This window comes from Streptomyces sp. NPDC048337, assembly GCF_043201175.1.
In the GTDB taxonomy this organism is placed as follows: domain Bacteria; phylum Actinomycetota; class Actinomycetes; order Streptomycetales; family Streptomycetaceae; genus Streptomyces.
This window is the reverse complement of record NZ_JBICYR010000007.1, coordinates 1-14,272: the sequence shown is the minus strand read 5'-3', so window position 1 is coordinate 14,272 and position 14,272 is coordinate 1. Positions and strand designations below refer to the sequence as shown.

Here is a 14,272-nt window from a genome sequence, read left to right as displayed (position 1 = left end):
GAGCCACGTTCATGACCATCCGCGAATTCAAGATGCCCGACGTGGGCGAGGGCCTCACCGAGGCCGAGATCCTCAAGTGGTACGTCCAGCCGGGTGACACGGTCACCGACGGCCAGGTCGTGTGCGAGGTCGAGACGGCGAAGGCGGCCGTCGAGCTGCCGATCCCCTACGACGGGGTCGTGCACGCGCTCCTCTTCGAGGAGGGCACCACGGTCGACGTCGGCCAGGTGATCATCTCGGTGCGGACCGAGGGCGGCGCCGAGCCGGAGCCGGTGGCCGAGGCCGCTGCGCCGGCCGCTGCCGAGGAGGCCGCTCCGGCGGCCCGCCAGCCCGTCCTGGTGGGCTACGGCGTCTCCGAGTCCTCCACCAAGCGCCGCCCCCGCAAGGCCGCGCCGGCGCCCGCCGTGGCCGCGCAGAACGGCACGGCGGCCCCGGCCGCTCCCGCCGCCCCGGCGCTGCCCGAGGTTCCGGTCCAGCCGGCCGGTGAGCGGCCACTGGCGAAGCCGCCCGTGCGCAAGCTGGCCAAGGACCTCGGCATTGACCTGGCGTCCGTCGTCCCGACCGGGGACGGCGGGGTCGTGACCCGCGAGGACGTCCACGCGGCGGCCGCCGCGGCCGTCGCCCCGCAGGCCGCACCGGCCCCGGTGGCGGCGGAGGTCTCCGTACCGGCGGCCCCCGCGGTCCAGGCCGAGCCGGTGGCCCGGGAGACCCGTATCCCGGTCAAGGGCGTCCGCAAGGTCACCGCCCAGGCCATGGTCGGCTCCGCCTTCACCGCGCCGCACGTCACCGAGTTCATCACCCTCGACGTGACCCGGACGATGAAGCTGGTCCAGGAGCTCAAGGCCGACCCGGACCTCGCGGGCCTGCGCATCAACCCGCTGCTCCTCATCGCCAAGGCCGTCCTGGTGGCGATCCGCCGCAACCCGGACGTCAACGCGTCCTGGGACGAGGCGGCCCAGGAGATCGTGCTCAAGCACTACGTCAACCTGGGCATCGCGGCGGCCACCCCCCGCGGCCTGATCGTCCCGAACATCAAGGACGCCCACGCCAAGACGCTCGGCGAGCTGTCGACGGCCCTGTCCGACCTGGTCGCCACGGCCCGCGACGGCAAGACCTCCCCGGCCGACATGCAGAACGGCACCATCACCATCACCAACGTCGGCGTCTTCGGCGTCGACACCGGTACGCCCATCCTGAACCCCGGCGAGTCCGCGATCCTCGCGGTCGGCGCGATCAAGCTCCAGCCGTGGGTCCACAAGGGCAAGGTGAAGCCGCGTCAGGTCACCACCCTGGCCCTCTCGTTCGACCACCGCCTCATCGACGGCGAGCTCGGCTCCAAGTTCCTCGCCGACATCGCGGCGGTCCTGGAACACCCCCGCCGCCTCGTCACCTGGTCGTAGCGGATACGGACGCACCACCCCGATGGCCGGTCTCCCCGAGGAGGCCGGCCATCGGTCGTAGGGGCCCCCGGTACCAGGCTGTTTCTTACCTGAGTAACGTGTGCGAATCGGGGGCGGCCGATTGCTCCCTGGAACGGGGGCGAAGCTCATGGGACTGACCGAGGAAATCACCGCCATGCGCGGCGGATCGGGGCATTCAGGCCGTTTGCTGGGTGAATTCCGCCGGGCGGTGTTGCTCGTACCGCTGTCCGACGGGCCCGAGGGCGGGCTGATGTCGGGGTGGCAGGGCGGGGTCCGCTGGATCCACGCCTTCACGGACGAGGCGGCCCTGGCCCGCTTCGCGCAGGTGCGCGGTCTCCCGGCCCATCAGGAGCTGGAGTACCTCGCGATCCTCGGCGCCCGGCTCGTCGACGAGGTGATCCCCACGGTCGACGGTCCGACGGGGGTGGCCGTGGACGTCGCGGACGAGGACGGCTCGATGCTCTTCCCGCCGGTCGTGGGCATCGTCCCCGACGCACAGGCCGTGGACGCACGGGAGGTGACCGTCTGATGGCGGGCAACGGAGACCTCGAGGTCTCGCCGACAGCGGTCAAGAACATCCAGGACGGTCTGCGCAAGGCCATCGCCGAGCTGCGCGAGACCGGGGACGCGGGCGGCGCGTCGATGGGATCGGGCTTCGAGGACCTCTCCATGACGGGGATGGAGGCCGGGCACATGGGCCTGGCCACCGACTTCGAGGACTTCTGCGAGCGCTGGGAGTGGGGTGTGCGCAGCCTGATCCAGAACGCCAGCGCGCTCGCCGGGAACCTGGGCATCGCGGCGGGCACGGTGTGGGAGGAGGACCAGTACGTCCAGGGCGCGTTCAAGGTCGCCGCCAACGCCGCGTACGGCAACCCGCACGCGAGCGAGGACGAGATCGAGAAGAAGTCCTGGGGCGACATCTTCAGCGCGGACGTCTACAAGCCGGACTACAGCGCGGAGTCCTTCCAGAAGGGCGCGCAGGACATCAAGCAGACCTGGTCCGACACCGGCGACAAGCTGAAGTCGAGCGGGAAGATCGGCTCGCTGAAGGACCTCCTGGACCAGGCGAACGGGGACGGTAACTGATGGGCTGGCGGGATTTCGTTCCTGATGTCATCGAGGACAAGGTCGAGGAGGGCGTCGAGAAGGTCGGCGACGGGATCGAGTGGCTCGGCGACAAGACGGCCGACCTGGCCGAGGACGTCGGGCTCGACGAGGCGGGCGACTGGATCCGCGACAAGAGCCGGTCGGCCGCGAACCAACTGGGCGCGGACGTCGCCGAGATGGAGCTCGGGCAGACCGAGGACCCGAAGAAGCTGGTCTACGGCAGCGTCTCCAAGATCCGCGAGCAGGTCTCGCATCTGAACGACTTCAAGTCGTCGTTCAACCAGGTCGGCCAGGGCCTGAAGGGCCTGGAGGGCGACGGCCTGAAGGGGAAGTCGGCAGACGCCTACCGCGAGTCGATCGCGAAGGAGCCGCCGCGCTGGTTCAAGGCCGCGGAGAACTTCGGCAAGGCCGCCGAGGCCATGGGCCGCTTCGCCGAGACGGTGGAGTGGGCGCAGGGCAAGGCGAAGGAGGCCCTGGAGGACTACAACAAGGCCAAGAAGGCCTCCGAGGACGCGCGCAAGGCCTACAACAAGCAGGTCGACACCTACAACGACGCGGTCAAGGCGAAGAAGGACCAGCTGCCGCCGAAGCCCGGCGACTTCACCGACCCGGGCACGGCCATGGCGAAGGCGGCGCAGGACAAGCTGGACGACGCGCGCCGGCAGCGCAACGAGGTCGCGGAGAGCGTGCGCTCGGCCGTGCGCGCCGCCCGGGACGCGGCCCCGCCGAAGCCGTCGTACGCCCAGCAGCTGGGGGACGGCCTGGACTACCTGGAGATAGCCAAGACGCACCTGGCGGGCGGTGTCGTCAAGGGCACGGCGGGCCTCGTCAACTTCGTCCGCTCCGTCAACCCGATGGACCCGTACAACCTGACGCACCCGGCCGAGTACCTCACGAGCCTCAACTCGACGGTCGCGGGGCTGACGGTGGCGGTCAACGACCCCATGGGCGCGGGCAAGCAGATGCTCGACGAGTTCATGAAGGACCCGTCCGAGGGCATCGGCAAGATGCTCCCCGAACTGATCGGCACCAAGGGCCTGGGCGCCCTGAAGAAGGGCGCCTCGGTCGCGAAACTCGCGGACGACGTCCCGACCGGCCCCGGCCGCAAGGCCCTCGACGGGGACGGCCCCGAAACGCACAACACCCCGGACGGGGACAAGACCAACGGCCACACCGACCCGGTGGACCTGGCGACCGGGCGGATGTACCTGCCGCAGACCGACCTCGTGCTGCCCGGCACCCTCCCCCTGGTCTTCAGCCGCCGCGCGGAGTCCGGCTACGGCGCGGGCCGCTGGTTCGGCCCCTCCTGGGCCTCCACCGTCGACCAGCACCTGGAGATCGACGCCGAGGGTGTCGTCCTGGTCAGCGAAGACGGCCTGATCGTCGGCTACCCGCACCCGGCGCCGGGTGTCCCCGTGCTCCCCGCGACCGGTCCGCGCCACCCGCTGGAGCGCACGCCGGACGGCGACTGGACGCTGACCGACCCGGCCACGGGCCGGATCCGCCGCTTCTCCCCGGCTGCCGACTGGGACGGCGAAGGGGAGGGCATCGCGCCCATCGCCCAGCTGGAAGACCGCAACGGGAACCTCGTCACCTTCGAGTACGACGCCGCCGGCACCCCGCTCGGCATCGCCCACTCCGGCGGCTACCACCTCCGCTTCGAGACCGCCGAGGGCCGCATCACCGCCCTCCACCTGACCGGCGGCCCGCGCGTCCTCGCGTACGGCTACACCGACGGCAACCTCACCGAGGTCACCAACTCCTCCGGCCTGCCCCTGCGCCTGGTCTACGACGAGCGCGGACGCATCACCTCCTGGACCGACACCAACGGCAGCCGCTACGACTACGCCTACGACGACCAGGACCGCTGTGTCGCGGAGGGCGGGACCGAGGGCCACCTCGCGCTCACGCTCGACTACGACACCCGCGATCCGGAGACCGGCCACCGCGTCACCGCGGCCACCACCGCCGACGGGCACACCCGCCGCTACGTGATCGACGAGCGGTGCCGCGTCGTCGCCGAGGTCGACCCGCTCGGCGCGGTCACCCGCTACCAGTACGACAGCGCCGGGCGCGTGACCAGCCGTACCGACGCACTGGGCGCCACCTCCCGCCAGGAATACGACGAGGCGGGGCGGATCACCCGCTCGATCCGTCCCGACGGCCGCACCGCGGGCACCGAGTACGACGCACTGGGCCTGCCGGCCCGGGTGGCCAACGCCGACGGCACGGTCATCCGCCAGACCTTCGACGAGCGCGGCAACCGCACCTCGCTCACCACCTCGGCGGGTGCCGTCACCACCTTCGGCTACGACGAACGCGGCCACGTGGTCACGGTGACCAACCCGCTGGGCGCCGTCACCCGCTTCACCACCGACGCGGCCGGCCTCCCGCTCACCATCACGGACCCCCTCGGGGCCACCTCCCGGTACGAGCGCGATGCCTTCGGGCGCCCGGTGCGCGTGACGGATCCGCTCGGCGGGGTCACGGCCATGGAGTGGACTCCCGAGGGGCGGCCCGCTCGACGGGTGGCCCCGGACGGGGCCGAGTCGGTGTGGACGTACGACGGCGAGGGCAACTGCACCTCCTTCACCGACCCGGCGGGCGGGGTGACCCGCTTCGAGTACACCCACTTCGACCTGCTCGCGGCCCGGACCGGGCCCGACGGCGTACGGCACGAGTACACCTACGACGCGTTGCTGCGGCTGACGGGCGTACGCAACCCCCAGGGTCTGACCTGGGAGTACGTGTACGACGCTGCGGGGCGGCTGATTTCGGAGACGGACTTCGACGGCCTGACGCTGACCTACGCCCACGACCCGACGGGGCGCCTGCGCTCACGTGTGAACGGGCTGGGCGAGGAGATCGAGTACGAGCGGGACGTGCTCGGCCGGATCATCCGCAAGACCTCTCCCACCGGGACGGCGACCTTCGAGTTCGACGTCTTCGACCTGCCCGCGGCGGCGGTCTCCTCCGACGGCACCCGGCTGCTCCGCATCCGCGACCGGCACGGGCGACTGGTCGAGGAGCAGGTGGACGGCCGTACGGTCCGCTACGCGTACGACGAGCTGAGCCGGCCGGTGGGCATGACCACCCCCACCGGGGCGGAGACCCGCTGGACGTACGACGAGGGCGGCCACTGCACCGAGATCACCGCCTCGGGCCGGAAGCTGACCTTCGAGCGGGACGCGGCCGGCCGCGAACTGACGCGGCGCATCGGCGACAGCACGGAGCTCCACCAGACCTTCGACGCGGTCGGCCGGCTCACCACCCGGCACATCACCGGCTCGGACCAGCGGACCCTGGTGCGCCGCGGCTACAGCTACCGTGCCGACGGCAATCTGCTGGCGATCGACGACGAGGCGACGGGGCCGCGGACCTTCACCCTGGACTCGGCCTCCCGGGTCACCGCCGTGGACGCCGCCTCCTGGTCGGAGCGGTACGCCTACGACGAGGCGGGCAACCAGACCTCGGCCGCCTGGCCGGAGCAGCTGGGTGTGGAGGCCGCCGGTGAACGCGCCTACACCGGGACGCGGATCACCCGCGCGGGCCGGGTCCGCTACGAGCACGACGCCCAGGGCCGGGTGATCCTGCGGCAGAAGACCCGGCTCTCCCGGAAGCCTGACACCTGGCACTACACCTGGGACGCGGACGACCGGCTCACGGAGGTGACCACCCCGGACGGGACGCGGTGGCGCTACCGCTACGACGCGATGGGGCGCCGCGCCGCGAAGCAGCGGCTCGCGGCGATCGACGTTTCACGTGAAACATCGTCGGACGAGATCGTGGAGGAGACCGTCTTCACGTGGGACGGCCCGACCCTCGTCGAGCAGACGACGCGCTCGGCGGGCAACCCGCACGAGGTCACGCTCAGCTGGACGCACTCCGGCCGGCACCCGCTCACGCAGGTGGAGACCATCCACCGGACGTCGCAGGCCTCGCACGCGTCGCAGGAGGAGATCGACAGCCGCTTCTTCGCCATCGTCACGGACCTGGTCGGCACGCCGACCGAGCTGATCGACGAGCAGGGAGAGGTCGCCTGGCGCACCCGCTCGACGCTCTGGGGCACGACGGCCTGGAACCGGGACGCTTCCGCCCACACCCCGCTGCGCTTCCCGGGCCAGTACCACGACCCGGAGACCGGCCTCCACCACAACTACTTCCGCACCTACGACCCGGAGACGGCCCGCTACCTGACGGCCGACCCGCTGGGTCTCGCACCGTCCCCGAACCCGGTCGCCTACGTCACGAACCCGCTCGTGTGGGCGGACCCGCTGGGCCTCAGCCCCTGCCCGAAGGAGGGCGAGGAACGCAAGGCCCTGCCCCCGGCGAGGCGTGAACCCCCGCACCTGGAGGGGTCACCGATCGTCGCGCGCTTCGCCCAGCCCGGCGAGGAGTTCAACATGGTGATCTCGCAGGGCCAGACCCGACCGGGTGGGTTCGGTACCTTCGACGACGTCCCCAACCAGCAGTTCGTACGGGACCAGCTGGCCGTCCGTACCGACTGGAAGGACGACGTCTCGCTCCTGCAGCGCTACCGCATCTCGGACGGTGACCCGATCCTCGTCCAGGAGAGCATCATCGGACCCCAGGTGGACCCGAAGCTGGGCCATCTGCCCGGCGGCGGCACTCAAATAGAGATCATGGAATTCGGCGACCGAGCCCGGCTGATCCCAGTCGGCCCACCCACGGAGATCCCCAAGTGACCGAAGAACAGCCCGACGTCGTGGTCGCCTGGACCCAAGGCGACACCACGGTCCGGTGGAGCGGCCCGGCCGGAGAGGTGGAGCAGCGGTACGAGAAGCCTCCACAGGACGTCATGGCGTGGCGGGAGAACGGCGAGACGCTGGTACTGGTGGTGGAAGCCATCGACGGAGCGCCCTTCACCCCGTCGGACAACGCGGTGGTCTACCGGGCGGACGGCACGGAGCGGTTCCGTCTGCACCCGCCGCGCGACCTGGTGGGCAACCCGGATGACGTGCACGGCTTCTACACCGCCTTCCCTCAGGGCGGGCGGCCGCTCCTGGTCATGGTCACGCGCAACGCGGGTGATTTCCAGGGCCGCATCGACCTGGAGACCGGCGAGATCGTGGACACCAACACCTGGCGCTGAGTCGGAAAACACCTGGTCGGCGGGGTGGGGTCATGTGATCATCACCGGATGCTCTTTCGCGCTGCCACCGCAGACCCCGCCGACATGGACCGTGCCCTGGCCTACCCGGCCGACGGCCCCGTCCCCGCCCTGACCCCCGAGAAGATCCGGGAGGAGCTCGCCGGGAACCGGCTGCGCCCCGAGTGGATCTGGTTCGCCGAGGACGAGGACGGGGAGGTCCTGGCCCGCGCCCTGTGGTGGGGGCGCGCCGACAGCGAGCGGCCCATCGCGCTCGACTGCCTCCAGGTGCGGTCCACCGTGGCCGACCCGGGCGCGCTGGCCGCCGGGCTGCTCGCCGCCGGCCACGCCGCCTTCGGCACGCTTCCGCTCTACAACCTCTCGCTGTCCCGCGGTTGGCAGGCCGACGCGGAGCTGGCCGCGGCCGTCGGCTGGCGCCGGCAGGCCGCGTACGAGACCGGGCTGACCCGGGAGATCGAACGCCTGCGCTACGAGTGGACCCCGGCGGCCGGGATCCCGGAGCCCGCCGGGCGCCTCGTCTTCCGGGAGGGCACGGACGAGGAGTTCCTGGACGCCTTCGTCCGGCTCTCCCACGGCAGCCTCGACCTGACCACCATCGGCGAACTGCGCACGATGGACGCCGAGCAGCTGGCCCGCGATGACTTCGAGTTCTACAACGACTGCCCGGGCGAGCGCTCCTGGTGGCGCCTGGCCCATCTCCCCGACGGCACCCTGGCGGGCATGGCCATCCCCTCGGCGACCCCCTACCACCGCAACGTCGGCTACCTGGGCGTCGTACCGGAACAGCGCGGCAAGGGCCTGATCGACGAGATCCTGGGCGAGATCACCCGCTTCCAGGCCTCCGAGGGCGCCGAGCGCATCACCGCGACCACGGACACCGTCAACGTCCCGATGGCGGCCGCCTTCGACCGCGCCGGCTACGAAGTGACCGAGATCCGCCTCGTCCTGGAGCCCGGCGAGAGCTGAGGGACACGCCCCCGGGGCGGTAGCCTCCCGCCCGAGGCCGGGGAGAAGGGGGCGCGGGGTGTCCATCGCCGAATTGCAGGTGTACTCCGTCGAGGAGGCCGACGCCACGGGCGGCGTCTGCGTGGTGCGGTGCATCGGCGGGGTGGCGCGCGCCGGGCAGGTCTACGCGGCCGGGGAGCTGCGGCTCGGGCTGCGCCGCATCGAGCGGTACGGGCGCAGCGTCGGCTTCTTCGACGCCGGGCACATGGCGAAGGTCCACCTCACGGGCGCCGTGGTCGCGCTGCTCACCCGCGGCCAGGTGCTGACCTCCGTACCCGCCGACGCGCACACGCTGGAGGAGCTGGAGGACTGGCTGGCCACCGATCCGCCGCTGGCGGACGAGCCGCTGCCGCGGACCCTGCGCGTGCTGGCCGTCGGACGGATGCAGGACGACGGGCTGCCCGACGGGATCCGGCTGCGCTGGGGCCGGGTGGCGGTGATCGCGGCCCGGCGCTGCGCGGCGGCGGAGGGCACGGCCGAACTGTCCTGGTGGGCCGAGCTGGCCCACGCCCGCAGCTACCTGATCCGGACCTTCGGCCCCGCGCGCGGCGGCGATCCGGCCGCCCTGTGCCTAGAGGTGCTGGACCTGTTCGACCTGACCCCGGCCGAGGCCGCGACGGAGGCCCGCGGCTGGCGCGACCTCCCGCCGCCCCGGATCCTGCACCTGCGCCGCATCAAGGTCCTGATCGGCAGCATCGCCCCCGTACGTCCCCACCTCCGGGACACCGACCCACTGGCGGCGGCGGTCGACGCCTGGTCGGCTGTGCGGCCGCGGCTGCCGTAGGGGCGGGCGCCAAAGGGGGTGACATCGGGTTTTGGACACTGGATGATGGCCAGCGTACGCGGGGGGTCGCGTGCGCCCGACTGTCGCTGGGGGAACAGGACGTCCAACGGACGTCTGCCAGTCGCGCGGCGCCGCAGCATCCCTCGTGACTCCACGTCTCTCCTCACGAAGGAAACCCTTCTGGTGCGTTCCACTCGCACGACGGTCCTGCTGACCGCAGGTCTCGTCACCCTTCTCGGCCTTCCGGGCACCGCCTCGGCCGCCGATGGCCCGGCCTCCCTCTACGTCGACAACCGTGACGGAGCGAACTGCTCCGACACCGGATCCGGTACGCAGGCCGCCCCGTTCTGCACGGTCTCGGCGGCCGCCAAGGCCGTGCAGCCGGGTCAGACCGTGCGCATCAAGCCGGGCAGGACGTACGACGAGGCCGTCACCGTCGACCGCTCCGGTGAGCCGGGCAAGCCGATCACCTTCCTCGCCGATTCGGTCAACGGCTATCCCGCGACGGAACTGTCCAAGTCCCTGACCATCAGCGGAGCCTCCCACGTGGTGGTCCGCGGACTCGGCGTCATCGGAGGCCTCCAGGTCAAGCACTCCACCGATGTCGAGCTGGACCGGCTCGACATCCGCAAGGGCAGGCTCGTCTCCGCCGTGGTCGGTGAGGAGAGCGCGGACGTGCGCTTCAGCCGCAGCCGGCTGAGGGGCGTCCGCATCGAGGGCGGTTCCCGGGGCACGGTCCTCAGCCGCAACGAGATCACCGGCAGCGCGCAGGCGGCGGCCGCCGTGGTGGACGCGCCTGGCACCGTCGTCACCAACAACACCTTCTTCGGCGGCTGCGCGACGACCCTCTCGCTCAGCGGCGGCTCGACCGGCGCGTCCCTGTTCAACAACCTGCTCTACACCGATCACTACGCCCCGTGCCAGTCGCCCGATCCGCGCCACGGCATGGCGGTGTCGCAGAGCGCGGCGTCCGACACCCGGGCCGACTACAACCTGATCGCCGGCCATCCCGAGGTCGCGCTGGTGCCCTACAGCTGGTCCGGCACCGCCTATGGCACCCCGGCGGCGTTCCGGGCCGCGACCGGTCAGGGCGCGCACGACATCCTGACCCCCTCGTACGAGGGCGTCGGCCCGAAGGACGGCTCTCCCACCATCGACTCCGCCGACCCGACGGCACCGGGCGCGCTGTCCACCGACTTCGACGGTCTGCCGAACGCGGACGACCCGCGCGTCGCCAACACCGGCAAGGACGGCGGGTACCTCGACCGCGGGGCGCACGAGACCCAGGACACCCTGAGCTACGTCCTGCTGAACGTCGAGCAGGCCTGGGCGCCGATCGGCACCACCGTGACGGCGCAGGCCGCCACGGACAGCATCTGGGCCGCCGGGGTGACCTTCCGCTACGACTTCGGCGACGGGACGGCCCCGGTCGTCACCAAGGCGGGTACCGCCCAGCACGTGTACAAGACGCCGTGCGACTGTGTCGTCAAGGTGACGGCCATCAACGGCATCGGGGTCGAGGTCGCCGCCGAGAAGCCCGTCAAGGCGGCTCCGGCCGGCCCACTGGCGGCAGGATTCACCGCCGATCCGGTCGTGCCGACCTCGGACAACCCGATGAGCCACATCCTCCCGCTGACCCTCCGGATCAACCCGCAGGCCGCCTCCGTGACTCCGTGGGAGATCCACGACGTGTCCGTGGACTTCGGTGACGGCACCTTCGACCGTCGCGACCACCTGGACAGTGGCTTCGACCACGCCTACGCCCAGCCCGGCGAGTACAAGGTGACGCTCACCCTCCGGGACGCCAAGGACGCCGTGTCCACGGTCACCCGGACCGTGCGGGCCGACTACACGGCCTCCGGGTACGTCCCCACCACCCCGTTCCGCGTGCTGGACACCCGGACCTCCAGGACTCCCGTCCAGGGCGGCACCCCCGCACCGGTGGTCCTGCCCGTCGGCTACACCGTGCCGGACCACGTCCTGTCGGGGAGCATGGCCGTCGCCGTCCTCAACGTGACCGTCACCGAGGCCACCGAGGACACCCACCTGAGCGTCTGGCCCGCAGGCCAGCCGCGTCCGACGACGTCGAACGTCAACATCAAGGCGGGCGGCACCGCCTCCAACACCGTCACGGTGCCCGTCGGCGCCGACGGCAAGGTGCAGGCCCAGCTCAACGCCGGCCGCGCCTCGCTCATCGTGGACTTCGTCGGCTACTACCAGCCCAACACCGGGCAGCGGTTCAGCCCGATCGCACCGACCCGTGTCGTGGACACCCGCAGCACCGGCGGCGCGCTGGGCGGCGGCCAGACCCGTACGGTCAAGGTCGCCGGAGTGGGCGGCATCCCGGCCGACGCCACGGCGGTCGCGCTGAACCTGACCAGCACCGGCACCACGACGCCCACGCACGTGATCGCGTACCCGGACCCGGCCAAGCGCCCCGCGACCTCGAACCTCAACCCCGAGCCCGGCCAGGACAAGTCCAACCAGGCGATCGTCCCGGTCGGGCCGAACGGCACCATCACCCTCTACAACAACGCCGGATCGACCGACCTGGTCCTGGACGCGGTCGGTTACTACGGCAAGGACGGCAAGGCCCTCTTCACCCCGGCCGTCCCCACCCGCCTCGCCGACACCCGCACCACCGGCAAGCTCGCCCCCGGCGCCACCACCACCGTCGCCGGCATCCCCGCGAACGCCCTCGGCGCCGTCGTGAACGTCACCGCCACCGAGACCACCGCGCCCGGCTTCCTCACCGTCTACGGCTACGGCGGCACCCTCCCCGGGGCCAGCAGCCTCAACACCCGGCCCGGCGCCAACATCCCCAACCACGTCACCACCCCCGCCTCCGGCGGCCGCATCAACATCACCAACAGCTGGGGCGGCAGCAACCACGTGATCACCGACCTGCTCGGCTACTTCACCCAGGGCTAGCCGGAGCCGGCGAGAACCACGGAGCCCCCGTCCCCCGCACACCGCGGGAGACGGGGGCTCCTGGCTCACCGCCTACTTCGCCGCGGCGTTGCCGAGGACCTTGGTCGGGGTGATGCGGACGACCACGCGGATCTGCTCCGGCGGGGCCTTCGAGAACTCCTTGGCGCCCTCCGGGCCCAGGTACTCCTCGGCGATACGGGAGGTGATGGCCCGCCCGGCGTCCTCGGTGACGGTGGCGGTGCCGCGGATCTCGGCGTAGAGGAAGGGGTTGGCCGTGTCGAAGACGGTCAGGCCGACCCGCCCGTCGCGGACGATGTTGCGCTCCTTGCGGCGGCCCTGCTCGGTGGAGATCAGCAGGTCGCCGCCTTCGCGGGTCACCCAGACCACCGAACTCTGGGGACTGCCGTCGGGGTTGAGGGTGGACAGTACGGCGGGGTGCGGGGCGTCGAGGAGCCCCCGTACGGTGTCGTTCAACTCAACAGTCATGAAGATCAGACTAGTTGCAGAAGTCGGATGACTGTCCGGAATGCGGGTATCCCGACACGTCTTCGTCACATCGCCCAGGGGATGTTGAGCCACGGGCTGGCCGGGTCGGTCGTCAGCGTCAGGTGGGTGGCGAGCGAGGTGTCGTACCACTCGCCGAACTCCTCCTCGTCGAAGTGCAGGCACCGCGCGAGCGCGTACCCGGCGGAGAAGTCCTCCCACGAGCGGTACGCGCCGCGCGCGGCCTCGCCCGCGCGCAGGACGGCGCGCTCGGCGTCCGCCAGGGTCCCGTACCGGGTGCCGAGCCCCCACCGGGCCATTTGCGAGGCCCGCCCGAGGTCCCAGGCGTCGACCGAGCGTACGTAGCCTCCCGGGGCGAGCAGTCCGTCGGCCCGGAAGCGCTGCTCGTAACGGGCGATGCGGCCGATGAGCCGCTGTACGCCCGCGATCTCGCCCTCGACCTCGGCGGTGGGGCGGGGCTCGGCGACCCTGACCCCGTCGGGGGTGAGCTGCGCCTCGGCGGACAGCTCCGCGCGGCGGCGCAGGGTGGCCTCGGCGGCGTGCCGCCAGTGCTCCACGTCCACCGGGCCGGCGAAGTCGGAGGCGAGGACCCGGCGCACGCGCAGGGCGAACTGCCACACCGGGCTGACGATCTCGGTGTTCAGCATGCCCTGGAGGACGTCGAGCCAGCCCGCGCTGTCCGTGATGTCCCACGACTCGCGGAGGCGTTCGCGCTCGCGGGTGTAGCCGCTGCCGTGGTAGGCGAGAGCGTTCCAGAACTCGCCGTTGCTGACGGCGAGGTGCGCCCCGACGGCGAGGCCGTGGGCGACCGGGCCGTGCAGCGGGCCGCCGGTGTGCAGGGCGTGCACGGCGTTCCGGGGCAGGCCCCAGGTGGTGACCGCGTCCCAGTGCGCGCGCCAGCGGGCGCGGTCGGCGGGGGTGGTGGTGAGGTAGGCCTCGGCGGGGCTGCCGGGGTTCACGGCGAGGTAGGCAGGATCCCGGTGGCCCCAGGCGTTCGCGAACCAGGCGAGGCTCTGGCGGTGGAAGACGGTCTCGGGCGTGGGCGCCGACAGCATCCCGGCGGTGTAGACGACGAGGCTCCGGCCGTCGGGGGTCGGGAGGAACCGGGCGTGCTGCGGTTCGGCATCGACCAGGGCGCGGGGCTGGGGCATGAAGAGCTCGGCGCGCGCGAGGGCGTCGAGGTACGCCGCCCAGTCGCCGCGGGCCTTGCTCTCGTACAGCTCCCGCTCGATGGAACTCGGCGCAATCCAGCCATGCATGCCGAGCAGCCTAACGGGGCCTTTGGCGGCCCAGCGTGAGGTGGGCCGCCGGGCGAGGTGCCAGCCTGTGGGGCTGGTCCTTTTCCCAGCGACCTCCTCCCGAACCCGTCGTGCGACGTTAATCGCAACG

At 71.8% G+C, this 14,272-nt stretch carries 10 protein-coding genes; 8 read left to right on the top strand and 2 right to left on the bottom strand.

Annotated features, from left to right (window positions below):
• Window positions 1-11 precede the first annotated feature (11 nt).
• The 8 genes from ACGFYU_RS13760 (at window position 12) to ACGFYU_RS13725 (ending at window position 12,379) form a co-directional block, all read left to right on the top strand.
• On the top strand, window positions 12-1,400 hold the full coding sequence (locus tag ACGFYU_RS13760) for a dihydrolipoamide acetyltransferase family protein (protein ID WP_393827497.1): 1,389 nt from the start codon (window positions 12-14) through the stop codon (window positions 1,398-1,400).
• A 148-nt stretch (window positions 1,401-1,548) separates the two neighbouring features.
• Entirely contained in the window at window positions 1,549-1,950 is a 402-nt protein-coding gene (locus ACGFYU_RS13755) for a hypothetical protein (RefSeq protein WP_393827496.1), read from the top strand.
• On the top strand, window positions 1,950-2,507 hold the full coding sequence (locus ACGFYU_RS13750; RefSeq protein ID WP_393827495.1) for a hypothetical protein: 558 nt from the start codon (window positions 1,950-1,952) through the stop codon (window positions 2,505-2,507). Before ACGFYU_RS13755 ends, ACGFYU_RS13750 begins: the two co-directional genes overlap by 1 nt.
• Window positions 2,507-7,234, top strand: coding sequence for a putative T7SS-secreted protein (locus ACGFYU_RS13745; protein WP_393827494.1), 4,728 nt, complete (start codon window positions 2,507-2,509; stop codon window positions 7,232-7,234). Before ACGFYU_RS13750 ends, ACGFYU_RS13745 begins: the two co-directional genes overlap by 1 nt.
• Window positions 7,231-7,641, top strand: coding sequence for a hypothetical protein (locus ACGFYU_RS13740; protein WP_393827493.1), 411 nt, complete (start codon window positions 7,231-7,233; stop codon window positions 7,639-7,641). Before ACGFYU_RS13745 ends, ACGFYU_RS13740 begins: the two co-directional genes overlap by 4 nt.
• A 48-nt stretch (window positions 7,642-7,689) precedes the next feature.
• A complete protein-coding gene (locus tag ACGFYU_RS13735) occupies window positions 7,690-8,625 on the top strand; it encodes a GNAT family N-acetyltransferase (RefSeq protein ID WP_393827492.1) in 936 nt (311 codons plus the stop codon).
• A 58-nt stretch (window positions 8,626-8,683) separates the two neighbouring features.
• On the top strand, window positions 8,684-9,448 hold the full coding sequence (locus ACGFYU_RS13730) for a hypothetical protein (protein WP_393827491.1): 765 nt from the start codon (window positions 8,684-8,686) through the stop codon (window positions 9,446-9,448).
• 183 nt (window positions 9,449-9,631) lie between these two features.
• Window positions 9,632-12,379 carry a PKD domain-containing protein gene (locus tag ACGFYU_RS13725; RefSeq protein WP_393827490.1) on the top strand — a complete coding sequence of 916 codons (2,748 nt, stop codon included), beginning with the start codon at window positions 9,632-9,634 and terminating at the stop codon, window positions 12,377-12,379.
• Between the two features lie 72 nt (window positions 12,380-12,451).
• On the opposite strand, the gene ACGFYU_RS13720 is transcribed toward ACGFYU_RS13725, so the two are convergent.
• Window positions 12,452-12,865 carry a PPOX class F420-dependent oxidoreductase gene (locus ACGFYU_RS13720; RefSeq protein ID WP_393827489.1) on the bottom strand — a complete coding sequence of 138 codons (414 nt, stop codon included), beginning with the start codon at window positions 12,863-12,865 and terminating at the stop codon, window positions 12,452-12,454.
• A gap of 65 nt (window positions 12,866-12,930) precedes the next feature.
• Complete coding sequence (locus tag ACGFYU_RS13715; RefSeq protein WP_393827488.1) at window positions 12,931-14,142, bottom strand: DUF1266 domain-containing protein; 1,212 nt, start codon at window positions 14,140-14,142, stop codon at window positions 12,931-12,933.
• Window positions 14,143-14,272 lie beyond the last annotated feature (130 nt).